Genomic DNA, 22,745 nt, shown 5'->3' with positions numbered 1-22,745 from the left:
ATGCGAACTGACACCATCAATCATATTCTGCCATCAGCCATCTGCGCCATGACCGTTGGCGTCGAGATAGCTTCGGTACACGGCGAGAAGCGCCCGTTTCTGCGGCCCGGTGAGTCGGGGATCCACGCGCAGTGCGGTTTCCGTTGCATCGTCTTCGGGTCGGGTTTCGGGTATCAAGCCGGCCTGGGCGAACAGTGCTTCGGCCGAGACGTTCAGTGCCATTGCGATCGACTTCAGCACGCGGGCCGAGGGCTCGGACAACCCTCGCTCGACCTGGCTGAGATAGGGGTTGGACACTGAGGTCATCGCCGAAAGCTCGCGCAACGACAGATTGGCCATCTGTCGCTGCGCGCGGATGAACGAACCCAGAAGATTGTCGTCTCGCGCTGACTCTTCCGACATCACCGTGCTCCCGTCATCGCCGTGCGCAGTATCGCACGCTGATTATGACTCAGGCAGTTTTGCTCGGGGTGAGGGTCTCCGCCAGAGCCATGGCGAAATCTTTTTGCGCGGCCAGCAATTCGGCGGCGAGGTCGAAGCCGTAGGCCGTCACTGCCGGAACATCGGGCAGTGAGCCCATACCGGGGATCGCGGACGGGTTCACCGGCATCGACGAACACGCCGCTGCGAACGCACGGGCCGAGTCCAACGCCAGGTTCTGGCTCTGCTTGACCGCCGAAACCATTTGCTCACCAAGCTTTTGGGTGGCCTCGGGGACGACGGTCGGGGCGGCGGCAGTCTTGTCGGTCATGTTTCTCCTTCAATAGTGGGTGGTGTTGCTAACTATAGCATGCATTTGCTTGATCTAGTTGAATTTTCGCTGTTGCCTTGCCCAGTTTCGTGGCCGTTGTCGATTCCACGCTCGGCCCCGGCTGCGGTGCATAAGCTGAGTGCATGCCCGAAATCGACCTGTTGACAGTCACGTTCCCCAGACGAATCGGCGTGGTCAACAGAGGTGAAGCCGCGGTCCGCCTCATCCGGGCCGTACGAGAACTCAATGCGGAACACGGTTGCGGCATAACGACCGTCGCTCTGCATACCGACGCCGAGCGCCGGGCCATGTTCGTCCGCCAAGCCGACGAAGCCGTGACACTCCGCAGAACCTCGGCTGGCATCGCGTACCTCGACCACACCGAACTGGAGCGCGCGCTGCTGGAGGCCAAGGCGGACGCGGTATGGGTGGGCTGGGGTTTCGTCGCCGAAGACATCGCCTTCGCAGAACTCTGCGCGCGCATGAACCTCACCTTCATCGGGCCGCCCCCCGCCGCGATGCGCACACTGGGCGACAAGGTCGAAGCGAAGTTTCTGGCCGAGAAGGTGGGTGTTCCGCTCGCACCGTGGAGCCGCGGCCCCGTCGACACCCGCGAGGACGCCCGCCGTCACGCGGAGTTCATCGGCTATCCGCTCATCATCAAGGCCCGTAGTGGTGGCGGTGGTCGCGGCATCCGCAAGGTGTTCGCGCCCGATGAACTCGAAGTCGCGCTCGAACGCACGCAGGGCGAGGCGCAGCGCTCGTTCGGCGACCCGGTCGTATTCCTCGAACGCCTCGTCACGGATGCCCGCCACGTCGAGGTCCAGATCATGGCCGACAACTACGGCAATGTCTGGGCACCGGGAGTGCGCGACTGCTCCATCCAACGTAGAAACCAGAAGGTGATCGAGGAATCCAGCTCCCCGGTACTCACCAAGGAGCAGGCCGACCACCTTCGAAGCGTGTCAACCGAACTCGTCCGCGCCGCGGGATATCGCGGCGCCGGCACCGTCGAGTACCTCTACCAACCGGACCAGAAGATCTTCACGTTCCTCGAGGTCAACACTCGGCTACAAGTCGAGCACCCGATCACCGAGGTCACCACCGGCATCGACCTGGTGAAGTTGCAGATTCTCGTCGCCGGCGGCGGTTCGCTCATCGGCGAATGCCCCCCGGAGTTCGGCCACGCCGTCGAGGCCCGACTCAACGCCGAGGACGCCGACAATGAGTTTGCCCCAGCACCGGGAACCGTACGGCTGCTGAGGTTCCCGCTCGGCTCCGGTCTGCGCGTCGACACCGGAATCGCGCAAGGCGACGTCATTCCGCCCGACTACGACTCGATGGTCGCCAAGGTGATCGCCTGGGGCCGCGACCGCAGCGAAGCGTTCGCGCGACTGCGCACCGGCCTGCGTGAGACCACCGTCGTCATCGACGGGGGCACGACCAACAAGTCATTCCTTCTTGATCTGATCGAACGAGACGAAGTCGTCTCCGCGTCAGCCGACACCGGCTGGCTCGATCGCACCGGCGCGGCAACGGCCGCCGGCCCCACGGAGATGGCCGATATCGCGCTCATCGCTGCCTCGGTCGACGCGTACGAAGCCGAAGAGAGCCTCGAACGTGCGGGCTTCCTGGCCTCGGCACGTGGTGGTCGACCACGCGCCACCCACGCCATCGGCCGCAGTGTAGAACTCAGCTATCAGGGCCAGACGTACAACCTCACGGTCGGACAGATAGGTCCGCGAAGCTACGGAGTCAGCGGGGACAGCGGCGAACTCGTCGTCAACGTCGAACGACTCGGCGAATTCGAGAGTCGACTCACCCTCGGCGACCACCGATTCCAGGTCGTCACGGTCGCGGGCCCCACCGGGTTCCTGGTCGAGGTGGACGGCATCAGTCATCGCATCAGCCAAGACGAAGCCGGCCTGGTGCGCGCCACGTCTCCGGCCGTGGTCGTGGCTCTGCCGGTCGCCATCGGCGACGAGTTCGAGGCTGGTGCCACTCTCGTGGTCCTGGAAAGCATGAAGATGGAAACCGCCATGCGTGCGCCATCCGCGGGACGTGTGCGCGAGGTGTTTGCCATCGTCAACAGCCAGGTTGATGCGGGCGCCACCCTGCTACGTGTGGACCAGGTCAGTACCGATACGACTGCCAAAGCAGCGCCGCGAGTTGAGTTCCGTTCCCAGCCAAGGAACGAGGACACGAACCCTCGTACCGAGGCCCTCGCGCGGCTCAGCGAACTCCGCAGCCTGATCACCGGTTACGACGTGAACGGTGGCCGCGCACGCATCCTGCTCAAGGAGTACGGCGACCTTCGTGACAGCCAGTCCGGCGACGACCAAGAACTCGTCGAGGCCGAACTCGGACTACTGGACACCTTCGCCGACGTCTGCGAGCTTTCCCGCAACCGTCCGACCCTGGACGAAGAGGGAGCCGACGAGCGCGTCCACAGCCCTCGCGAGCACTTCCATTCCTTCCTGCAGTCCCTCGACGCCGAGGTGGAGGGACTGCCAACGGCATTCCGCGCCAAGATCGCTCGCGCGCTGCTCAACTATGGCGGCGCTACTCTCGAGCCCGGACCCGAGTTGGAAGAAGCGGTCTACCGGCTCTTCCTCGCGTTGCAACGCATGGAGAACCAGGTACCCGTGATCACCGCGCTGCTCGGGCGCTGGCTCACCACAGAGGATGTCGCCCCCGCCCCGACCAACGCCGTGGGGGAGGTACTGGAGCGGCTCATCGTGGCGACGCAGTTGCGCTACCCGGTCATCGGCGACATCGCGCGGAACCTGCGGTTCCGCCTGTTCGACGAGCCGCAGATCCGTACAGCACGCGAGCAGGTCTATGACGACGTGCGCGACGGCTTGCAATACCTTGCCGACCATCCCGACGCCGCGGACTACGCATCCAGGATGGATGCCCTTGTCGCAACTCGCGAGCTGTTGATGCACCTTCTGGCACAAAATATCTCCAATCCTGGCCCGCTGCTCGAGGTGGTCACGCGTCAGTACTACGAGATCCGCGCGCTCGAAGACGTCACGACGGTCGAAGAAGCGGGTGACCGTTTCGTCACCGGCAGCTACGAACTAGCCGGAGAGCAGCTGCATCTCGTATCCACGGTGACGGACCGCACGCGCCTGCCGGCAACGCTCGACGCCGTCGACGCAATCGCCGGACCCAAGGCCGACAACCTGGTTGTCGACATCTACTTGTCCTGGCCGGACGCGCCCACCGACTGCGACGAGCTGTCGGCTGCGTTGCAGGACGTGCTTGCCGCGCACTCCAGCGTGACCGACTGGCGCCGAGTAACCGTGACGGTGGTCGGCCGCAACCTGAATCAGGTCACGTTCCGTTCGGCAGGAGACGGCGGCGTGGCGGAGGACCGGACGATCCGCGACATGCATCCGCTCTCCGGGCAACGCCTCAATCTGTGGCGGCTCAAGAACTTCGACGGCACTCGCCTACCCGCCGCCGCAGGCACGTACCTCTTCCATGTAGTGGCGAAGGACAATCCGGCTGATGAGCGCCTGATGGCGCTGGCCGTCGTTCGTGACGTCACTACTCAGCTGAACGACGACGGCGAGGTGGTCGGGGTTCCGGCCATCGAGCGAACCCTCGCTGCGTGTCTCGACGGTATTCGCCGTGCGCAGGCCCGGCGCGGCAAGAATCGGCTCGACGCCAACCGGGTCGCACTTTACGTATGGCCGGTGCTCGACGTCCCTGCGGACCGTCTCCCCGCGATCGCGCGACGGATCGCACCGCTTACGGTCAACGCTGGGATCGAAGAGGTCACCATCCTGGCCAGCGTCAAGGATGCCCAGACGTCGCAACACAGCCGAGTGGCGATTCGCTTCTCCTACAACGCGGGCGCCGGCATCGTCGCGCACGTGACGGCGCCTCCGACCGAGCCGATGCGCCCACTCGACGAGTACGCGCAGAAGGTGCAGCGCTCACAGTCGCGCGGCACGGTTTACCCCTATGAGCTGATTCCCCTTCTCACCGGCAGCGAAGGCAGCTTCGTCGAGTACGACTTCGACGAGTCCGGAATGCTCGTGCCGGTCGACCGACCGTATGGACACAACACGGCCGGCATCATCGTCGGCATGGTGTCGAAACCAACGACCCGCTACCCCGAGGGGATGACGCGCATCGCCTTGTTCGGAGATCCGACGAAAGCTCTGGGCACGGTCGCCGAAGCCGAGTGCGCTCGTGTCGTTGCCGCGATCGATCTTGCCGAAGAGGCTTCGCTACCGGTCGAGTGGTTCGCCCTGTCCTCCGGAGCCACCATTTCGATGGAGAGTGGCACCGAGAACATGGACTGGGTGTCCCGCGCGCTTCGCCGCATCATCACGTTCACCCAGAAGGGCGGTGAGATCAACGTCATCGTCGCGGGAATCAATGTCGGCGCGCAGCCGTATTGGAACGCCGAAGCGACGATGCTGATGCACACCAAGGGCATTCTCGTCATGACACCGGACAGTGCGATGGTCCTCACCGGCAAACAATCCCTCGATTACTCCGGGGGAGTGTCGGCAGAGGACAACTTCGGCATCGGCGGCTACGACCGCGTGATGGGACCCAACGGTCAAGCCCAGTACTGGGCGCCGAACCTGCAGGCGGCCTGCGACGTACTCTTCTCCCATTACGAGCACGCGTACATCGCGCCGGCAGAACGCTTTCCGCGTCGCGCGGCGACTACCGACCCGGTGGATCGTGACGTTCGTGACTTCCCACACGTGCATCCGTGCAGTGAATTCACGACCGTCGGCGACATCTTCTCGGACAGCACCAACAAGGACCGCAAGAAGCCGTTCGACATTCGGACGGTCATGCGTTCGGTGGTCGACCAGGACCACCCCACACTCGAGCGGTGGGCCGACATGGCGGACGCCGACACCTCCGTGGTGTTCGACGCGCACGTCGCTGGAATTCCGTTGTCCGTCATCGGTATCGAATCGCGGGTCATCCCGCGCAAGGGGTGGGTTCCCGCCGACGGACCGGACCAATGGACGTCGGGAACCCTCTTTCCGCAGTCCTCGAAGAAGACTGCTCGCGCGATCAACGCCGCAAGCGGCAACCGACCCCTCCTGGTGCTGGCAAATCTGTCTGGCTTCGACGGCTCACCTGAGTCTCTGCGGAACATCCAGCTCGAGTACGGCGCCGAAATCGGCCGGGCCATCGTCAACTTCGACGGACCGATCGTGTTCAGCGTGATCTCCCGCTATCACGGCGGAGCCTTCGTGGTCTTCTCCAACGCGCTGAACGAGAACATGGAAGTGCTGGCCATCGAGGGATCGTTCTCGTCGGTCATCGGCGGCGCACCTGCGGCCGCAGTCGTATTCACCCGAAACGTGAATGCGCGTACCGCTGCCGACGTGGCCGTGCGCGAGCTCGAAGCGCAACTTGCGGCTTCCACGGACGACGCGGCGAATGCCGGCCTGCGGGTGAAGCTCTCCGCCACCAGGGCGGCGGTGCGTTCGGACAAGCTGGGCGAGGTGGCAGCGGAGTTCGAAGCCGTCCACAACGTGGAGCGGGCGCGCAGGGTGGGTTCAGTTCACGCGATCATTCCGGCGGCAGAACTGCGCCCGAGGATTGTCGAGGCTATAGAGCGTGGGATGGCTCGGACGATGGGGGCGCTCGGCGGGTAGGCCCGGATTGGGCGCACCGCGGACCACTTTGGCTGATATGGCCAGTATTCAGTGCGACGAGTCGCGCAGGCGCACACTGAACACGTCGAATCTTCCTTGGAATGTAAGGGAACTCCGTACCGGTTACTCCCGCACGAAAATGGTCAGCCCATGCCAAACCTCGAAGACGACCCGAATGAGATCGCCGTCCCCGTACCCAGGGGCGCCCACATCGCCGATCCCGGGCCCTTGGGCCTGGCCGCCTTTGCGCTGACCACGTTCATCCTCTCCAGTGCCAACGCTGGATTCATCTCATCGAAGGCGGAGGCCGCCGTCCTGGGAGTCGCGCTGTTCTACGGCGGCGTCACCCAGCTCGCGGCTGGCATGTGGGAATTCCTCAAAGGCAACGTCTTTGGGGCGACGGCCTTTTCCTCGTATGGCGGCTTTTGGCTGAGCTTCTGGTACCTGGTCACCTACACCGCCGCGGACATGGGCGCCGAAAAACACGTCGGGGTGGGCATCTTCCTGCTGGCCTGGACCATCTTCACCAGCTACATGTGGTTCGCCAGCATCCGGGTCAGCAGTGCCATTCTCACTACCTTCTCGGTACTTCTGATCGCCTTCGTCTTCCTGACCCTCGGAGCGTTCCTCGAGCAGACAGGCTTGACGAAGGTCGGCGGCTACTTCGGACTCGCTGCCGCCGCCGCTGCGTGGTACACCTCCGCTGCCGGACTCCTCAGCACGACCTACGGGCGTGTCGTCCTGCCCACGGGCCCGCGAATAAGGAAGGCCCCTGAATCTGGCGTACTCGTGAACTGACCGCGGTGGCCGTACGGGAGGCGGATGTCCCCCGTACCGGCCCTGACCAGACTGTGTCGGCTTACTTGCTGGATCTGATGGCCTCGAACACGCCGGGATCGACTCGTCCACCGCTGCTGGGCGGATGATGATTGGTGTTTTAAGTTCCCCGCCGAGTACGAGCGCGAGCTAGTGAAAGAGCGCACGCGCCGAAGCGTCAAACTTCCCGCGCCAACGGGACCAAGTTCGGGCGGCCGCGGAAGGTCTTCGACCTCGAGCACATCGCCACGGCGAAGCGGATGAAGTCCGCCGGCCACAATGCCAAGGCGATCGCGAAGTACCTCGGAGTGAGCCGAGCGACCTTGTACCGATACCTCGGAGGAAGGGACAGTTCCGCGGACGGGTCGATGCCGGGTGATCGAACGATTCACGGTCCGAGTCCCTGTCGAATCCCGGCCGATCGAGATCGATCGGGCCGCTCCGCATGACCGATCTGTTGTGCCACAATGCTTATCGCCACAGTCTTGCCCGGCGTCCGCTCCCGACGGATCGCGATCCGACTCCTGCTCTCCACTCCTGGCAGGCGCGGCGCCACACCGCCAGAAAAATCGGGTTGCCGTGAGAAATGTCGGCGTCGTCTGAAAACTAACCCCGTGTCGACGCCCGAATTTTGACCCCCTTCGTCCAATTCTCGGTTGAAGAATGAACACCAACGGGGTCAATTTCAACCGTCGAAAAGGGGTCAAATTTCGACCGTCGTCGACAAGAAACCCGAAATGTCACTCCACGATATATTGACCCGTTCAGGGCGTACGGTGGAGATAAGGCGCCACAATGACGTCAGTAGACGAAGTGGCGTGAATCATGGAGATTTCTCTGACCCCACTGCGCTTTCTCGAGCGCGCGGCAGCGGTACATCCCGATCGCAAGGCGATCGCAGACGGAACGAGGTCCTTCACCTACGCGGCGATGGCACGGCAGGTCACTCGCCTGGCCCGGGCATTCCTGTCCAGAGGGCTGCAGCCCGGGGACCGGGTGGCCTACCTCGCTCCGAACTGTGCCGAAATGCTGGTGGCCCATTTCGCGGTGCCGCTGGCCGGTGGTGTGCTGGTCACCCTCAACACCCGGCTCTCGGCCGAGGAGATCGCCCAGATCGTCGAACATTCCGGCGCTGCGTTCCTCCTCGCCGACGCCCCACTGCTGCAACCAGCACGCGATAAGCTCGCCGCGGTGACCACGTTGCGGGAGATCGTGACGTTGCCGGCAGAAGACGGTCACGCCGTCGAGGTGGCCTTCACCACGACCTACGACGACCTGCTGGCAACCGGAAATGATGATCCGATCGCGTACACGGTGGCCGATGAAGACTCCGCGATCAGCCTCAACTACACGTCGGGAACCACCGGCAACCCCAAGGGTGTCATCTACACCCATCGTGGCGCCTACCTGAATTCCCTCGGCGAAGTCATCCATCAGGGATTGCGCGACGGGTCCAGCTATCTGTGGACCCTGCCGATGTTCCACTGCAACGGATGGTGCACCACCTGGGCGCTCACCGCGGTTGCCGGCACCCACGTGTGCCTGCGCGCGGTACGGGCGGACGACATCTGGCGGCTGGTCGATCGGGCCGGCGTGACCCACATGGCCGGAGCGCCGACGGTGCTGTCGATGATGCGGGAGTCCGCGTTGGCTCACCCGGTGGCCAAGGCGTTGACCGTGACCACGGCGGGCGCCCCGCCCAGTCCCTCCATCATCGCGGCCTTCGCCGAGCTGAACGTGCGGGTCGTTCATGTCTACGGACTGACCGAAACCTACGGCCCGTACACCGTGTGCGAGGAACAGGACGACTGGCACAAGTTGTCGGTCGCCGAACGCTCCCATCTGATGTCCAGGCAGGGTGTCGGCATGATCACCGCAGACGAAGCGAGAGTCGTTGCCAGCTATGGTCATTCGGAGGAACTGGTCGATGTACCAGCCGACGGTGTGACCATGGGTGAGATCGTCATGCGGGGCAACACGGTGATGAAGGAATACTTTCGCGACGAGACGGCCACGGCAGTGGCTTTCAAAGGCGGCTGGTTCCATTCCGGCGATCTCGGCGTCCGCTATCCCGATGGCTACATCCGGTTGATGGACCGTGCCAAGGACATCGTGATCTCCGGCGGCGAGAACATCTCCACCGTCGAGGTGGAACATGCCTTAGCATCGCATCCGGCGGTGGCCGACGTCGCCGTCATCGCTGTTCCGGACGAACGCTGGGGCGAGCGGCCGAAGGCCTTCGTGGTGCTGGCCGCGGGCCACACCGCAGGCCAAGCGGAACTGATCGGCCACGTCAAGGAACACATCGCAAAGTTCAAGGCGCCCAAGGAAGTTGTATTCGTGCTCGAACTGCCCAGAACGGCAACAGGAAAGATCCGCAAGAACGAGCTGCGTGAAGCGGCTTGGGCCGGACATGAAAGCAGGATTCAGTGATGACCACCAGTGTGGATCGCCCGGTCGGCGTCACCGCCGATGCTGATGCTGCGGAGGAGGTGGAGTTCCCGAACGGTGACGATCTGGCACTGTCCCGGGGCACGGATTTCTACGGCCTCGACGAGTTGCTGACAGGCCGGGAGCGGGAAGTACGGGACCGGGTGCGGGTGTGGTGCGACACCGAGGTCGCGCCCGCAGCGGCAGGTTTCTGGGAGCGTGCCGAGTTCCCTGTCAAGTTGGCCGAGGGCTACGGGCGGTTGGGGATCGCCGGCGCTTCGATCGTCGGGGACGGCTGCCCGGGGCTGAGTTTCCTGGCCGAAGGAGTGATCGCCGCCGAACTGGCGCGCGGCGACGGCAGCATCGCCACCTTGAACGCGGTCCACTCGGGGTTGGCGATGACCACCATCGCGATGCTCGGCTCGCCCGAGCAACGCGCGAAATACCTTCCGCGGATGGCGACGTGTGAGGTGCTGGGCGCGTTCGCACTAACCGAACCGAACCACGGCTCCGACGTCGTTGCGTTGGAAACCCGGGCCCGACGGGACGGCGACGAGTGGGTGCTGGACGGGGAGAAACGGTGGATCGGCAACGGCACGCTCGCCGACGTCGTCATCGTCTGGGCACGTGATGACGACGGTCAGGTCGGCGCGTTCGTGGTGGAGCACCCCGACGGCGCAGCGCACCCGGTCCCCGGCTACCACGCCAGAAAGATCGTCGGCAAGGCCGCGAACCGTGCAGTGTGGCAGGCCCAGATCCGCCTGGACGGTGTCCGGGTGCCCGCCGACGCCCGACTGACCCAGGCACGCACGTGGGACGACGCCAACTACGTGCTGGCCAAGTCGCGGCAGACCGTGGCCTGGGAAGCCCTCGGCCACGCGATCGCCGCGTACGAGGCCGCGCTCACCTACTCCCTTCGGCGCGAGCAGTTCGGCCGTCCGCTGGCCCGTTTCCAGCTGATCCAGGACAAGCTCGCCCATATGCTCAGCGACGTCACCGGCATGCAATTGATCTGCACCCGAATGTCGCAACTGCAGGCACAGGGCCGGATCTCGATCGAACACGCCGCGCTGGCCAAGCTGAACACCGGCGACGCCGCCCGCCGGGTCTGCGCGATGGCCCGGGACATCCTCGGCGGCAACGGCATCCTGCTGGACCACCATGTTGCCCGCCACCACGCCGACATCGAAGCCGTCTACACCTACGAAGGCACCGACTCGATCCAATCCCTCATCGTCGGTCGCGCCATCACCGGACTCAACGCCTTTCGCTGAACGGCTGATCGGTCCCTGCTGGCCCGTCGTCAAACCAACTTGACACATCGACGTCAACCGGCCGCCTGAGAGAAGGGGGCGCCGAACACGTCAACATGAGCCACGTTTTCCTTTCCCGACCTTGAGGAGCCTCAATGACCTCGGCATGGTTGATCACCGGAACTTCCAGCGGGACGGCGCGATGACCGGCCGCGCTCGACGCCATCCGGGCGGGACCGGCGGCCTCGCCGGGCCGCGCGCCCAAAAGACCGTGTCGCTGGCCCTCCAGGGCGGCGGGGCTCACGGCGCCTTCACGTGGGGCGTGCTCGACGCCCTTCTCGAAGACGGGCGCCTCGCCGTCGAAGCGATCACTGGTGCGAGCGCTGGCGCCATGAACGCCGTCGTCATGGTGCAGGGCTGGCTCGAGGGCGGGATCGACGGGGCGCGGAGCCAGCTGGAAACCTTCTGGCGCCGGGCCAGCCTCGACGGGTCCCTTTCCCCCGCCCAGCGCAGGCTCCTCGGCCTGATGCTGGGCTTCTGGAGCAAGGCCTGGACGGACGTCATCGCCCCAAGCTTCAGTCCCTACCAGACGAACCCGCTCAACATCAATCCTTTGCGGGACGCGATCGACACGCTCATCGACTTCGATCGCGTGCGCGCCTGCACGGATGTCGAGATCTTCATCAGCGCGACCAATGTCTGGACCGGCAAGGTTGCGATCTTCAAGAGACAGGAGCTCACGGCCGATCACCTCATGGCCTCCGGCTGCCTGCCCACGGTCTTCCAGGCGGTGGAAATCGACGGCGTGCCCTATTGGGACGGCGGTTATATGGCCAATCCGGCCCTGTTCCCGCTCTTCGACGAGACGATGACCGACGACATACTGCTCGTGCAGATCAACCCGCTGGAGCGTCGGCAGACGCCCCGCACGGCGCGCGAAATCAACAACCGGCTGAACGAGATCAGCTTCAACAGCACTCTCCTGCGCGAATTGCGGGCCGTGGCGTTCGTCAAGCGGCTGATCGAAGAGGGAAAACTCTCGCCCGACGAATACAAGAACGTCCACTTGCACCGGATCGACGCGAGCGACGAGCTCGACGATCACGAGGCCTCTTCGAAGCGCAACGCGGAATGGGATTTCTTCGTCCAACTTCGCGATGCCGGGCGGCGGACCGCTCAATGCTGGCTCGCAGCCCATTACGGAGCGATCGGGGTGCGCGGCACGCTCGATCTGCAGAGCGGTCGGTTGTGACACGGGTCAATCGCGGAAGCGCCAGACCGTCGACCGCTTCATGTCCGAATCTTCCAGCGAGCGGGTGACCGGCACCTGGTGGGTGGCGAGCGCGTCGAGCCGATCCTTCGGCAGTTAGCTTCGTCCCAGATCACCGATCAGCGGTCGCGCCTGCTCAAGCCGAAGAGCCACCCGGTCACGCGTTTGCGCCAGGTCGCGCTCGTTCGCAGACTTCGCCCGCGAGCACGGCGTCCCAGCCCTCGCGCCGGCAACGAGGTCGGCTTTCGACGGCAGCCACGCCGAACCCGTTCGCCGCCGCGTTGATGCGGCTGGCCGCGATCGCGAGGTGGGCATCTTCCTACTGGCCTGGACCATCTTCACCAGCTACATGTGGTTCGCCAGCATCCGGGTCAGCAATGCCATTCTCACTACCTTCTCGGTGCTTCTGATCGCCTAGCGGGAGGCGGATGTCCCCCGTACCGGCCCTGACCAGAGTGTGTCGGCTTACTTGCTCGCTCTGATGGCCTCGAACACACCGGGATCCAGGAGCGTCGACGTGTCGCCGAGTTCCCTGCCCTCGGCGACGTCGCGCAGCAGTCGCCGCATGATCTTGCCGCTGCGGGTCTTCGGCAGCTCGGGGACGACATGGATCTCGCGAGGCCGAGCAATCGGCGAGATCTCACGGGCCACCTCGTCGCGCAATTGCTTGACCATGAGATCGCGCGGAACGTCGGCGTGGTGTGCCATCAGGATGACGAACGCGCAGATCGCCTGCCCGGTCGTGTCGTCGCTGGCGCCGACGACGGCCGCCTCGGCCACCCCGGAGTGGCCGACCAGAGCCGACTCCACCTCGGCAGTGGATATCCGGTGTCCGGACACATTCATCACGTCGTCGATTCGGCCAAGCAGCCAGATGGCGCCGTCGGCGTCGTAGCGTGCGCCGTCGCCGGCGAAGTACCAGCCCTGCTCGGCGAAGCGGGACCAGTAGGTCTCCTTGAACCGATCCGGGTCACCCCAGATTCCGCGCAGCATGCCCGGCCAGGGCTTGTCCAGTACCAGGTAGCCGCTGACCTGCTCACCATGGACCTGCTCACCGTGATCGGTACCGCGGGCCAGTTGGTTGCCGTCGTCGTCGACGACTAGGGCGGAGATGCCCGGCAGCGGAGCCATCGCCGATCCCGGCTTGGCCGCCGTCACTCCGGGCAATGGCGAGATCATCGCCGCGCCGGTCTCGGTTTGCCACCAGGTGTCCACGATCGGGGTGCAGTCGGCGCCGATCGCCCGCCGGTACCAGCGCCAAGCCTCCGGGTTGATCGGCTCACCGACCGACCCCAGCAGCCGCAGACTGGACAGGTCGTGGGCTACGGGGATCTCGTCACCCCACTTCATGAACGTCCGGATCAGCGTCGGTGCTGTGTAATAGGTTGTTACACCGTACTTTTCGATGACCTCGAAGTGGCGATGCTCGGTGGGCGACGAGGGCGTGCCCTCGTACAGGACCTGGGTAACGCCGTTGGACAGCGGGCCGTACACGATGTAGGTATGCCCGGTGATCCAGCCGATGTCGGCGGTGCACCAGAACACGTCGGTCTCCGCCTTGACATCGAAGATGTTGTAGTGCGTGTACGACGCCTGGGTGAGAAACCCGCCAGTAGTGTGCACGATGCCCTTGGGGGCGCCGGTCGTTCCCGAGGTGTACAGCAGAAACAGCGGATGTTCGGAGTCGAACGCCTCCGGGGTGTGTTCCGGGGATGCCGGGTCGACGACGTCGTGCCACCACAGGTCACGGCCCTCGGTCCACGCGATGTCGATCCCCGTGCGCCGCAACACCAAGACGTGCTCGACGCGGTCCTGCCCGGCAACGGCCTCGTCGACGGCGTCCTTCAGCGATACCGCCTTGCCGCGCCGGTACTGCCCGTCGGTGGTGATGACGAGCTTTGCCTGCGCGTCCTCGATACGCGCCTTGAGCGCCGATGCCGAGTAACCGGCGAAGATGACCGAGTGCATGACCCCCAATCGGGCGCAGGCCAGCATCGCCACGATCGCCTCAGGCACCATCGGCATGTAGATGGCGACCCGGTCACCGGCGACCAGGCCCAGATCGGCCAGCGCGTTGGCAGCCTTGGATACCTCGGCCAAGAGGTCCGAATAGGTAAGGCTGCGGCTGTCACCGACCGGCTCACCCTCCCATAGAATCGCGACGCGATCGCCGAGACCCGCCTCGACGTGCCGGTCCACGCAGTTGTACGCAACGTTGAGCCGGCCACCCACAAACCACTTCGCGAACGGCGCGTCGGACCAGTCCAGAACCTCGGTGAACGGCGTCGCCCACGAGAGCCGCCTGGCCTGCTTCGCCCAGAACGCCAGTCGGTCTCGCTCTGCCTCGCGGTACAAATCCGCGGTCGCGTTGGCGTTCCTGGCGAACTCCGCGGAGGGCGGATAGCTCAACTGGACTTCGATGTGCGTCGTGGACATGGATGTGAGCTTAGTCACTCAATATAAGGGTGGGCTGGGTGGTCGTCGGTCGGGGCGCTGGAGGTTTGTCGGTCATGTTTTCCCGTTGTGGCTCGAGGCCATCCAGGTCCGCGGCAGGGCGAAGCCGGCCGAGGTTGCTACCTCGGTGTCGCACCACACCCTCACGCGGCCCCGAAATTTTCCGCTCCCGAACTGTTGGCTACTCGTCGAGGTCGTAGAAATCCGTCCCACGGGCCCGCTGGCCTCATGTGGATCAACCGAGTCAACCGCGGGCAACCCGATGTCGTCCTCGGCGGGCGGCCCCACGGCGGTCCTTGCCTCGCAGCGGTGCAGAAGGCTTTTCGTGCGGTTTCAGTCTTGGCTTGCCCAGACGCCGGGAAATAGGGGCCAAAGTCCTTCGCCACCCTTGACGCATCCGATCGTCAGCGCAGGATCGCGCGTATGAGGAAGCGGTGAAAGTGCCGCTGTTTCACCCCTCTGGACACCAAGAGAACCGCCAAGGCCGCTGCCCGCACCGCCGCCACTGGACACGCCGAATTTAGCCGCCAGTCTGTTGTCGCTGGGTTGCGCGACGCTGCGGGACGGCACTACCCCCTTCAACAGACAGTCAGTCGGATAGGGCGCGTGGCAGAAAGCGACATCGTTCTTGACGACGCCAAGGTCAGCCAGCGTCACGCCGTGATCATCGATACCGGAAGCAGTTTCGTCATCAACGATTTGACCTCGGCCAACGGCGTGCACATTCAAGGTCGTCGAGTGCGACTCAGCGCCACCCTCGCCGATGGCGATCCCATCCGCATCGGCTGCTACGAATTCATCTTCGAGATTCGACCACGATGACATCGCTACGCATGCGACGGCCAACGCATTCAACGACATCCGCGGCCCTCCGCCGGAGTGGGTGTGGGACGCCCGATCCATTGGTAACCCCTTGAAATCCTTTGAGGCCGCGACCCCAGACTTGGCGTATCAATGCGTTGTGAGGGGGATGGCAATGAGGAACGCGGCGTTGGTGGCGCTGGGAATTGCCGCGTTGGTCTCAGCGCCGTCAGCGGGCCCCGATGTGCCTGGGCGGGCGTCGTTCATGGGGACCTGGAGGGCCCACGAGGAAGGGCTCGTAAATCGGACCGAGGGCAACGGCCACATCGACTACCAAGATCTCAGCAGCTGTCTGACCTGTTCCATGGCCGGCGCGACGAGCGGCGTCACGGAATTCACGCTGATCTCGGTCTCCGGCAATACGGCCACCGGTTTCGTCACCGCTGCATCCGAGCCGCGAAATGGCGCCGTCGGCGATCCGTTGACAGCCGAGCCCGTTACCGTCTCCACCGCCGTTCCTCCCGTCACGATGCTGCGGATGACCGTCGGCAAGATGCGGGACTGGACCTTTTGCAACCACACCTCGGTCGGCATGTGTAGCAGATAATCGCATCAAGAGTTTCTGCACCGCTCGCAAGGTCGCCAACGCGCCGGCTTACGCCGACACAGGTTCGATCCCGTTCGGTATCAACTCGGATCAGCTGCAGGCGAATGGCGCGCGACAGTCGCGTCCATGGTTTCGCGCAGTGCGGGTATCTCGTCGAGCAACCGGTCGAGATCGTCGCGCGCGATATGCAGCACCTCGGACGGCCCGGTCGTCGTCACGGTCGCAGAACGCAGTTTCCCGCGGCGTAGTGCAGACTCGCCGATCACCTCACCCGGCTTCAACACCGCAACGCGGTCTTGGCCCACGTACACCGCCGCCTCTCCGCTGAGCAGGATGAAGCAGGCGTCGGACGGGGTCTGCTCGTGAATCATCGGCCACGGCGCGGACCTCGACGTGTGATGTGACGCTCGAACGAGACTCAACAGATCGTCGTCCGAGAATTTGTCGAATGCGGAGAACTCCCGCAGCCGACGGGCAGCGTCCTCGTATCCCTTTTTACCGGCGTCCATGGAGGCTCCTGACTGCGGGGTGGTTCTGGCATCGAGGAGCCTAGCCACTTGTCGTCGTATGCAGTTCCGATCGGACCAATGACTCGCCAGGTGTAGGTCGAGACCGTCGTGCGGCACGGCGACCACCACTGACGGGCCTCCACACGATGACCAATCGAGGCGGTCGAGGATCTCGTGGTGTTCGAGTTCCGGTACTGCCACCAGGTGCGGCTTGTCGGACGATTTACTGCGGGTGAGTCGCCAGATAGTCGGCGACGGGGAACGGCGACGTCGCGGCGTAGCCGATCGGGAGCAGCACGTCACCCGAGGCGGTGTAGTAGTAAACGTCCCACCGGTAGTAGCCCGTGAACGCTGAGGGGTCGGCCGCGAGCACCGCGGCATAGTCGTTGACCGCTTGTACGTACTCGTCGGCGTTGTTGTACCGGTAGATCGCATGATCACGTTCCGCGGCAAAGCCATTGGCAGCCAGGTAGCGGCCGGCGGCCATGATGCTGTCTCGGGGTGAGTGGATGTCGCCGCCCTCGCCGTAGCCGGCGAACGTCGAGGGCATGAACTGCATGGGCCCTTGCGCGCCTGCAGTGCTCACCCCGTCGATGCTCCCGAAGCGGGTCTCGATCAGGTTGATCGCCGCCAGGTGGTTCCAGCCGACACCAGACGCTGCTTCGGCTTCGCGGTAATAGCCCAGCAGCTCCGCGGCCGGAGCTGGAGCCCGAATGCGCCACGCGGGCAGTGTGTCCTTGACGTGTGCCATCGCGGTGAGCTGCCGACGGGCGTCGACGTTCCGGTCGTAGGCCTCGAGAAGCGAAGGCGGGATTCGCGATTGCACGAGGGCGTCCCATTCGGGGTGGCGCCCGATGGCGCGGTAGGCAGCCTGTTGCCGATGCGCGGCAGCCACCAGCGCTGCCTCCGGCGTTGACGGGTCGCGCAGAGCCTGCTCGTCGGCGACGAGGTCGTCGGCCAGTTGCGCGGTGTCTGCAGCCAGTTGCGGCTGGGCGCCCGCGGCGCCGCTCCCCGAAGTGGGCACCGTCGGCTCGTCCAACATGACCGCGTCGACCGGCTGGGTGGCAGCCACTTCCGTTGCGACGGTCGACGGCGTTGACGGTGAACACCCGAAGAGTGCGACCACAACCGCGGTAAGCACCAGGAGGTCGCCACGTCGCGGCCGGGCGATTACTACACGGTTACGCACACTTGTTCACTTCCGTCGACTACCTCAGAGCCTAGGGAGTGCTGCCGATATCGGGTGAACTTCAGCGGACGCGGCGGGCGTGGCCGGGCTTCTTGTCGACGCGGATGGTCTGCGGGGTGGCGATGGTGGGGTCGGCCAGCATGGAGGCGACCTGCGCGCACGCAATGTCGATAGGTGCGGCGATTTCATGCGCACGTGTGGTCGGCGCAACGTGCACGGTGAGATCAACGGTGCGGGTGCCGCGATCGATCACGGACTTGCCGTTGGCGGACTCGACGTCGATGGACTGTTCCAGCGCCTGTCCTGCCGCGGAGGCCACGTCGCCGAGATCGATGGTGATCGTGCCCGTATCACTGGTGTGCAGCGGCAGGCTCTTCACCCTGGCGACGGGGGTGTAGGTCAGCAGCCAGCGCATTGCCACCACGACCGCTACGACACCGGCGCCCAAGCGCGCCCACGGCCACCATCCGGTAGTCGTGGCTGCGCTCAGTCCGGGCGCGGGTGAGGGTTCGGGGGATGTTGGGCACCCAGGTGGTGTTCCACACCACCATGCCGGCGCGCAGGGCAAGAAAAGCGATGCCGGCGATGAGGGCGGCGAGCCGGTCGACGGTGGCGGCCAGATTGGTCATGTCAGTGGTCTCCTGTGCGGGTGCGCACCTTGATGCGCGGTGTCGTGGCGGTGGTGATGGCCTTACGAATGGCCGGATCGCCTGCGGCGGTGACCTCGGCGCGCACCGTGATCGTGCGCCGGCTCGCCGAGGCCCGAACGTTCAGGACCTCGGGTCCCGTCTCGGCCGCCGCAGCGGCCAAGCGGGCCAGATCGGCGGGACCGATCCAGACGCTGCTACTCGCGAGAACGGCCAGCGAGGTGCGTCGGCTGGGACGCGCCGACGCGTACAGCGACCACAGTCCGGCGACGGCGGCGACGATGCCGGCGGGCAGCATCCAGCCCTGATGGGTCAGGCCGTCGAACCAGTCGATGGCGGCGGATCCACGCGGAGCCCTGCAGCCACCCGAGGGCGACGGCGGCGTCGCGCAACGCCACGGCGCCGACGGCGAGCATCAGCAGCGCGACGAGTGCACCGGCGTAGCCGGCAGTGGGTGCTGCCACCGGAGGCCGTCCGGCTTTCGGTGCGAAGACGGTGCCGGAATCGGGTCCGTCTGCAATCTCCTGGATCGGGGTCGTTGTCATTGCACTGTCCTGGTTGGTCTTTCGGCGGGTTACGACGGCGTGCACGGAGACGTCCACGGCGTCGACGGTGAGAGCGGCATACGAGCTCATGTCCTGCGCGACGCTGCGTTGTACGGCGGTGGCCACGGCCACCGCAGGTTGCGGCCATTCGACGCCAATGTTGAGGTGCGCCCTGCCACGGTCACCGGCGACGCGCACAGTGGCACGCGGCAGTTCGCGACCGGTCAGCTTGTCCAAGCCCGCGGAGTGCGCACGAACGCCGTCGGTCAGCTGGGTGGAATGCGCGGCGATGCGTTGAGCGACCCAAGCGGCAGTCGCGCATGATCGTCAGGTACGCGGGGTTGCCGTACCACTGGTTGATCAGCCAGCGTCGTGCCGCGACTGTCATGGCGTTCCTGGCGATACGAGCATCGGCTGCCAGGTCTTGTCGCCGGGATGCGAAATTCGCCAGATCGGTGCTATACGTGTCGCACTGCCCGGCCGAAATCAGACCCCGCCACCCGCGGTCAGACGCTCATCGAGGAGTGCGTCGATCGGGCACAATGACGGGTCGCCGCCGTCCTGACGGAGAGCCAGCCGTATCTGGGCGACTAGCACCAGTTCGTCGTCAATCGACTCGAGGTCGCGCACCGCCTCAAGCTAAGAGCAAGCCGTGGGTGTGGCGAGCTTTTTCAGCGACGTGATTTAAGGCCCGCACCGGCTGACGTCGCCGTCGAGTTTCAGGCCTGCGAGCCCTGGGCGCATCGCACGATGAGCGTCGCCACGGACTCGGGCAGTTGGTGCTTCTGCGCGAGAGCGGTGATCTCCGCCTGCTGGGCGCTTTGCGTCTGCTGTTGGCCACCGGTCGCGGCATACGCTTCGGCGCCGAGTTTGGCTGCGGAACTAGAATCGAGGGTGAGGCCGCCGACGGACATTGCGTCAGCCACCATGCACCGCAGGTAGGCAGCGCGATCGAAGTCTGCGGAGGCCTGCGGGGCAAGCAGGAGGGACAATGCGCCCATCGTCGTCGTCACCACGGCGATGCGAATCTGCATGACGCGAAAGGCCCTCCCGTACGGCTACTTCCAGGGTGTCCAATACTACCTGCGGCGTATCCCATCCGCCGTCAGGGCAGGTCAGAAGGTGAGACGAACGCCCCGTCGAGCCAGACTCCCCAGTGCTGCCAGCCCGCCCGCGATCGCGGCACTGGCAAACACTCGGATCAGTTTCATGATCAAAAATCCGTTGTTCGTGGCTCGCCTCCAGGCGGCGTGTGGTGCTCTTGGCGCCGCGGTATGGCTAACAGTGTCAGCGCGTTCGTAAACACTTGCGGCACCGGGTAACGATTGCCAACCTGATCGATTGCGAATCGATCCGCAGGTCTGAACCCACCGACTGAGAAAACTACGGTGGCTTGGTGCACCGTCGAACCGCCCTGCAGCTTCCGCTACTACTGGCAGCAGGCGCGGCACTGACTCGCGTGCCCCGCGCTTCTGCCGATCCAGGTCCGTGGTCGGTCGACCGGGCGAACAGCTGGTATCAGTCTCAAGGGTGGCTCGTCGGCGCGAACTACATCCCGGCAACCGCCGTCAACCAGATCGAGATGTTTCAACAGGGCACCTACGACCCCCGGCGCATCGACGCCGAGCTGGCCATCGCCCGACAACTCGGGTTCAACACCATGCGCGTCTTCCTCCACGATCTGCTGTGGGCGCAGGACCGCCAAGGCTTTCAACGTCGGCTGGCGCAGTTCGTCGCCATCGCGGCGAGCCGCGGCATCAAACCACTCTTCGTCTTGTTCGACTCCTGCTGGGACCCCCACCCGAGGCTGGGCCCTCAGCGCGCGCCGTCCCCTGGCGTGCACAACTCCGGTTGGGTCCAGAGCCCGGGCGCCGATTACCTCCGTGACTCGCGTTACCGCAGCGTTCTGTACGACTACGTCACGGGCGTGCTGAGTCAATTCCGCGGTGACCGACGCGTTCTGGGGTGGGATCTGTGGAATGAACCCGACAACCCGGCGAAGGTGTATCGGAAGACGGAGACGAGTGACAAGCAGGAGCTGGTCGCAGCGCTACTGCCCCAGGTGTTCCAGTGGGCGCGCGCCGTCGGCCCCGTCCAACCGTTGACGAGTGGCGTCTGGCAGGGGAGCTGGGGTCGCGGGAATCGCAGCACGATCGCCGGCATCCAGCTGGACAACTCCGACGTCATCAGCTTCCACTCCTACGTCAAACCCGCCGGCTTCGAGGCGCGGATCGCCGAGCTCGCCCCGCTGGGACGACCGATCCTCTGCACCGAGTACCTAGCTCGCTCGGACGACAGCACCGTGGAGGGAATCCTGCCGATTGCCAAGCGGCACAACGTCGGTGCTTACAACTGGGGTTTCGTGGCGGGCAAGACGCAGACGTACCTGCCGTGGGACTCGTGGGATGATCCGTACGCATCGGCACCGAAGGTCTGGTTCAGCGATCTGCTACAACCCGACGGACGGCCCTATCGGGACGGTGAGATTAAGACGATCAGGCAGCTGACCGGCGTGCTCGGTCAGCCCTGAGAGCTACCCCGGCGAGCCGGCGTCGTCCCCGGGGGCGGAGCGTCCCCGCCACGCTCGGTACCCGCGGTGTGCGGCGAAGGCCCCGATGACCGCGGTCACGCACCACACCGCAACGGCCGCGTACGCCAACGGGGCCGACAGGTCGCCGATCGACGCCCCCAAGGCGGTGTAGACGAACGCTCGCGGCGCCGATCCGATGAACGCGCCAACGGCCATCTGCCACAACGGAACTGCGAACGCGCCGAACGCATACGAGGCCAGTGCGTCCGAGATGCCCGGCACGAAGCGCTGGCCGACGACGGCCCACAGACCGCGCCGCTGAACCTGGTCGTCCAGGCGGTCGGCCCGCTCCGCTCCGAGCAACGCTCGCGCACTGTCGCGCCCGGCGCGACGGCCGATGAGACTGGTGATGCAGGCGGTGCCTACGGCCGAGAACAACGTCACGAACGTCCCGAGCACGGGGCCGAACAGCACGCCGCTACCCGCCGCCAGGATCGGCCCCGGCACGAAGATGGCGCCCAGCAGAGCCGAGACGACGACGTAGGTCAGCGGCGCGGCGGGACCCGTCGCGGTGACCACGCGCCGGACGTCGTCGACGTCGACGATGCGGGTGACGGCCACCAGGTAGAACAGCCCGAGCAGGAACGCGACGAACAGGGCGAGTCGAACGACGTGGCGCCGGCGCGCGGGCGCGGTCGAAGCGTCGCTGTCGGTCATGGGCGACGTTTACCAGTTGCTCGGCGAGTAGTCCTTCAGGAAGCAGCCGTGCACGTCCTCGCCGGACTCGCCGCGCACGATGGGGTCGTACACGCGCGCGGCACCGTCGACGAGGTCGAGTGGCGCGTGGAAACCCTCGTCGGCGAGCCGCATCTTGGTGGGGTGCGGGCGCTCGTCGGTGATCCAGCCGGTGTCGACGGCGGTCATGAGGATGCCGTCGCCCAGCATCTCGCCCGCGCTGGTGCGCGTGAGCATGTTGAGCGCCGCTTTGGCCATGTTGGTGTGCGGGTGCCCGGGGCCCTTGTAGCCGCGGCTGAACTGGCCCTCCATGGCGCTGACGTTCACGACATAGGTGCGCCGGGCCGGCGAGGCGGCCATGGCGGGCCGCAGGCGCCCGACCAGGATGAACGGCGCCGTCATGTTGCAGAGCTGCACCTCGAGCATCTCGACCGGGTCGACCTCGTCCACCCGCTGGATCCAGCTGTTGACCGGGTGCAGGTCGGGCACGAGGCCCCCGGCGTCGATGGCCCGGTTCTCGGCGATCCGCGCGAACGACGCCGAGCCGGCCGTGAGCGCGAGCG

22 protein-coding genes are annotated in these 22,745 nt (G+C 65.3%); 8 read left to right on the top strand and 14 right to left on the bottom strand.

What is annotated here, in order from left to right; genetic code table 11:
- Positions 1 to 33: 33 nt before the first annotated feature.
- Positions 34 to 402 carry a helix-turn-helix domain-containing protein gene (locus tag VET27_RS20905; protein WP_526521533.1) on the bottom strand — a complete coding sequence of 123 codons (369 nt, stop codon included), beginning with the start codon at positions 400 to 402 and terminating at the stop codon, positions 34 to 36.
- Between the two features lie 49 nt (positions 403 to 451).
- Positions 452 to 751: a hypothetical protein gene (locus tag VET27_RS20900; protein WP_526521532.1), complete on the bottom strand. Its 300-nt coding sequence runs from the start codon at positions 749 to 751 to the stop codon at positions 452 to 454.
- Positions 752 to 894: 143 nt separating this feature from the next.
- Between VET27_RS20900 and VET27_RS20895 the strand changes: the two genes are divergently transcribed.
- From VET27_RS20895 to VET27_RS20865, 7 genes are all read left to right on the top strand, one after another.
- Positions 895 to 6,396: an ATP-binding protein gene (locus VET27_RS20895; RefSeq protein WP_526521531.1), complete on the top strand. Its 5,502-nt coding sequence runs from the start codon at positions 895 to 897 to the stop codon at positions 6,394 to 6,396.
- Positions 6,397 to 6,546: 150 nt separating this feature from the next.
- Positions 6,547 to 7,194: an acetate uptake transporter gene (locus VET27_RS20890; protein WP_526521530.1), complete on the top strand. Its 648-nt coding sequence runs from the start codon at positions 6,547 to 6,549 to the stop codon at positions 7,192 to 7,194.
- 278 nt (positions 7,195 to 7,472) lie between these two features.
- Complete coding sequence (locus tag VET27_RS20885) at positions 7,473 to 7,661, top strand: helix-turn-helix domain-containing protein (RefSeq protein ID WP_526521529.1); 189 nt, start codon at positions 7,473 to 7,475, stop codon at positions 7,659 to 7,661.
- A 376-nt stretch (positions 7,662 to 8,037) separates the two neighbouring features.
- Positions 8,038 to 9,645, top strand: coding sequence for an AMP-binding protein (locus tag VET27_RS20880; RefSeq protein ID WP_526521528.1), 1,608 nt, complete (start codon positions 8,038 to 8,040; stop codon positions 9,643 to 9,645).
- Positions 9,645 to 10,916: an acyl-CoA dehydrogenase family protein gene (locus VET27_RS20875; protein ID WP_526521527.1), complete on the top strand. Its 1,272-nt coding sequence runs from the start codon at positions 9,645 to 9,647 to the stop codon at positions 10,914 to 10,916. The genes VET27_RS20880 and VET27_RS20875 overlap by 1 nt, the downstream gene beginning before the upstream one ends.
- A 145-nt stretch (positions 10,917 to 11,061) precedes the next feature.
- Positions 11,062 to 12,147 (top strand): patatin-like phospholipase family protein, encoded by a 1,086-nt coding sequence (locus VET27_RS20870; RefSeq protein ID WP_526521526.1) that lies wholly within the window; start codon positions 11,062 to 11,064, stop codon positions 12,145 to 12,147.
- A 325-nt stretch (positions 12,148 to 12,472) separates the two neighbouring features.
- Positions 12,473 to 12,583, top strand: coding sequence for a hypothetical protein (locus tag VET27_RS20865; protein ID WP_526521525.1), 111 nt, complete (start codon positions 12,473 to 12,475; stop codon positions 12,581 to 12,583).
- 47 nt (positions 12,584 to 12,630) lie between these two features.
- Here VET27_RS20865 and acs read toward each other — a convergent pair whose 3' ends face one another.
- From acs to VET27_RS20815, 10 genes are all read right to left on the bottom strand, one after another.
- On the bottom strand, positions 12,631 to 14,601 hold the full coding sequence (acs, locus tag VET27_RS20860) for an acetate--CoA ligase (protein ID WP_526521524.1): 1,971 nt from the start codon (positions 14,599 to 14,601) through the stop codon (positions 12,631 to 12,633).
- A gap of 351 nt (positions 14,602 to 14,952) precedes the next feature.
- The gene (locus VET27_RS20855) at positions 14,953 to 15,480 is read right to left on the bottom strand and encodes a hypothetical protein (RefSeq protein WP_526521523.1); all 528 of its coding nucleotides are present in this window, start codon (positions 15,478 to 15,480) and stop codon (positions 14,953 to 14,955) included.
- A gap of 270 nt (positions 15,481 to 15,750) precedes the next feature.
- Positions 15,751 to 16,014: a hypothetical protein gene (locus VET27_RS20850; RefSeq protein ID WP_526521522.1), complete on the bottom strand. Its 264-nt coding sequence runs from the start codon at positions 16,012 to 16,014 to the stop codon at positions 15,751 to 15,753.
- Positions 16,015 to 16,107: 93 nt separating this feature from the next.
- Positions 16,108 to 16,536, bottom strand: a complete 429-nt coding sequence (locus VET27_RS20845) for a cyclic nucleotide-binding domain-containing protein (RefSeq protein ID WP_526521521.1) — start codon at positions 16,534 to 16,536, stop codon at positions 16,108 to 16,110.
- 223 nt (positions 16,537 to 16,759) lie between these two features.
- Positions 16,760 to 17,578, bottom strand: a complete 819-nt coding sequence (locus tag VET27_RS20840; protein ID WP_526521598.1) for a lytic transglycosylase domain-containing protein — start codon at positions 17,576 to 17,578, stop codon at positions 16,760 to 16,762.
- 208 nt (positions 17,579 to 17,786) lie between these two features.
- On the bottom strand, positions 17,787 to 18,140 hold the full coding sequence (locus VET27_RS20835; protein ID WP_526521520.1) for a hypothetical protein: 354 nt from the start codon (positions 18,138 to 18,140) through the stop codon (positions 17,787 to 17,789).
- Positions 18,076 to 18,354 (bottom strand): hypothetical protein, encoded by a 279-nt coding sequence (locus VET27_RS20830; RefSeq protein WP_526521519.1) that lies wholly within the window; start codon positions 18,352 to 18,354, stop codon positions 18,076 to 18,078. Before VET27_RS20830 ends, VET27_RS20835 begins: the two co-directional genes overlap by 65 nt.
- Before the next feature lies 1 nt (position 18,355).
- Positions 18,356 to 18,670: a hypothetical protein gene (locus tag VET27_RS20825; RefSeq protein WP_526521518.1), complete on the bottom strand. Its 315-nt coding sequence runs from the start codon at positions 18,668 to 18,670 to the stop codon at positions 18,356 to 18,358.
- A gap of 733 nt (positions 18,671 to 19,403) precedes the next feature.
- Positions 19,404 to 19,547 (bottom strand): hypothetical protein, encoded by a 144-nt coding sequence (locus VET27_RS20820; RefSeq protein WP_526521517.1) that lies wholly within the window; start codon positions 19,545 to 19,547, stop codon positions 19,404 to 19,406.
- A gap of 89 nt (positions 19,548 to 19,636) precedes the next feature.
- Positions 19,637 to 19,951, bottom strand: a complete 315-nt coding sequence (locus VET27_RS20815) for a hypothetical protein (protein WP_526521516.1) — start codon at positions 19,949 to 19,951, stop codon at positions 19,637 to 19,639.
- Positions 19,952 to 20,313: 362 nt separating this feature from the next.
- On the opposite strand from VET27_RS20815, the gene VET27_RS20810 reads away from it, so the two are divergent.
- Entirely contained in the window at positions 20,314 to 21,447 is a 1,134-nt protein-coding gene (locus VET27_RS20810; RefSeq protein ID WP_526521515.1) for a glycoside hydrolase 5 family protein, read from the top strand.
- A 3-nt stretch (positions 21,448 to 21,450) separates the two neighbouring features.
- Here VET27_RS20810 and VET27_RS20805 read toward each other — a convergent pair whose 3' ends face one another.
- Both VET27_RS20805 and VET27_RS20800 read right to left on the bottom strand, forming a co-directional pair.
- Complete coding sequence (locus VET27_RS20805) at positions 21,451 to 22,164, bottom strand: TVP38/TMEM64 family protein (protein ID WP_526521514.1); 714 nt, start codon at positions 22,162 to 22,164, stop codon at positions 21,451 to 21,453.
- A gap of 9 nt (positions 22,165 to 22,173) precedes the next feature.
- Positions 22,174 to 22,745 (bottom strand): Rossmann-fold NAD(P)-binding domain-containing protein (locus VET27_RS20800; protein WP_526521513.1); only part of this gene is annotated, 572 nt, incomplete at its 5' end.

Source organism: Mycobacterium sp., assembly GCF_035633495.1.
Classification (GTDB): Bacteria; Actinomycetota; Actinomycetes; order Mycobacteriales; family Mycobacteriaceae; genus Mycobacterium.
This window is presented reverse-complemented; position numbering and strand designations above follow the sequence as displayed.

Bases quoted from the DNA above. Each gene is read 5' to 3' on its own strand.
- VET27_RS20845 (WP_526521521.1), bottom strand. From the start codon at position 16,536: ATGGACGCCGGTAAAAAGGGATACGAGGACGCTGCCCGTCGGCTGCGG.
- acs (WP_526521524.1), bottom strand. From the start codon at position 14,601: ATGTCCACGACGCACATCGAAGTCCAGTTGAGCTATCCGCCCTCCGCG.
- VET27_RS20815 (WP_526521516.1), bottom strand. From the start codon at position 19,951: ATGCAGATTCGCATCGCCGTGGTGACGACGACGATGGGCGCATTGTCC.
- VET27_RS20805 (WP_526521514.1), bottom strand. From the start codon at position 22,164: ATGACCGACAGCGACGCTTCGACCGCGCCCGCGCGCCGGCGCCACGTC.
- VET27_RS20880 (WP_526521528.1), top strand. From the start codon at position 8,038: ATGGAGATTTCTCTGACCCCACTGCGCTTTCTCGAGCGCGCGGCAGCG.
- VET27_RS20835 (WP_526521520.1), bottom strand. From the start codon at position 18,140: ATGCGCTGGCTGCTGACCTACACCCCCGTCGCCAGGGTGAAGAGCCTG.
- VET27_RS20830 (WP_526521519.1), bottom strand. From the start codon at position 18,354: ATGACCAATCTGGCCGCCACCGTCGACCGGCTCGCCGCCCTCATCGCC.
- VET27_RS20895 (WP_526521531.1), top strand. From the start codon at position 895: ATGCCCGAAATCGACCTGTTGACAGTCACGTTCCCCAGACGAATCGGC.
- VET27_RS20875 (WP_526521527.1), top strand. From the start codon at position 9,645: ATGACCACCAGTGTGGATCGCCCGGTCGGCGTCACCGCCGATGCTGAT.
- VET27_RS20900 (WP_526521532.1), bottom strand. From the start codon at position 751: ATGACCGACAAGACTGCCGCCGCCCCGACCGTCGTCCCCGAGGCCACC.
- VET27_RS20885 (WP_526521529.1), top strand. From the start codon at position 7,473: ATGAAGTCCGCCGGCCACAATGCCAAGGCGATCGCGAAGTACCTCGGA.
- VET27_RS20890 (WP_526521530.1), top strand. From the start codon at position 6,547: ATGCCAAACCTCGAAGACGACCCGAATGAGATCGCCGTCCCCGTACCC.
- VET27_RS20870 (WP_526521526.1), top strand. From the start codon at position 11,062: ATGGTTGATCACCGGAACTTCCAGCGGGACGGCGCGATGACCGGCCGC.
- VET27_RS20855 (WP_526521523.1), bottom strand. From the start codon at position 15,480: ATGTCGTTGAATGCGTTGGCCGTCGCATGCGTAGCGATGTCATCGTGG.
- VET27_RS20840 (WP_526521598.1), bottom strand. From the start codon at position 17,578: ATGTTGGACGAGCCGACGGTGCCCACTTCGGGGAGCGGCGCCGCGGGC.
- VET27_RS20825 (WP_526521518.1), bottom strand. From the start codon at position 18,670: ATGCTGCCCGCCGGCATCGTCGCCGCCGTCGCCGGACTGTGGTCGCTG.
- VET27_RS20905 (WP_526521533.1), bottom strand. From the start codon at position 402: ATGTCGGAAGAGTCAGCGCGAGACGACAATCTTCTGGGTTCGTTCATC.
- VET27_RS20850 (WP_526521522.1), bottom strand. From the start codon at position 16,014: ATGCCGACCGAGGTGTGGTTGCAAAAGGTCCAGTCCCGCATCTTGCCG.